Origin of the sequence: Blautia sp. AM29-29 (assembly GCF_003480555.1) — a bacterium.
GTDB lineage: Bacteria > Bacillota > Clostridia > Lachnospirales > Lachnospiraceae > Fusicatenibacter > Fusicatenibacter saccharivorans.
Genome location: NZ_QUJD01000015.1, coordinates 1 through 394 on the forward strand (window position 1 = coordinate 1; position 394 = coordinate 394).

At 39.8% G+C, this 394-nt stretch carries 1 rRNA gene; it reads right to left on the bottom strand.

Going from position 1 to position 394, the window contains the following annotated elements:
- A 16S ribosomal RNA gene (locus DW769_RS11380) occupies positions 1 to 147 on the bottom strand; the annotation flags it as partial.
- Between the last annotated feature and the right edge of the window lie 247 nt (positions 148 to 394).

Genomic DNA, 394 nt, shown 5'->3' on the forward strand with positions numbered 1-394 from the left:
GCAGGTCACCCACGCGTTACTCACCCGTCCGCCGCTCAGTCAGTCAAGAATCAATCCAAAGAAATCAACTTAACTGCTTCGCTCGACTTGCATGTGTTAAGCACGCCGCCAGCGTTCATCCTGAGCCAGGATCAAACTCTCTGATAAAAGATTTGTTCCAAGTTCAAAATCAACATACTAGCTAATTTATCCCTTTTACTGTTTTAAAGGATCTTTCGATCGTTTTGAATTACTTATTCAGAACTTTCGAGGATGTGTTTCACTGTTTAATTATCAAGGATCTCTGCCGTTCCGACTCGGATCAGCTCATTTATTTTATCACAGAACCTTTCGTTTGTCAAGAACTTTTTTAATTTATTTTTTGAAGCTCTTTCGAACTTCTTTGCTGTTCTCT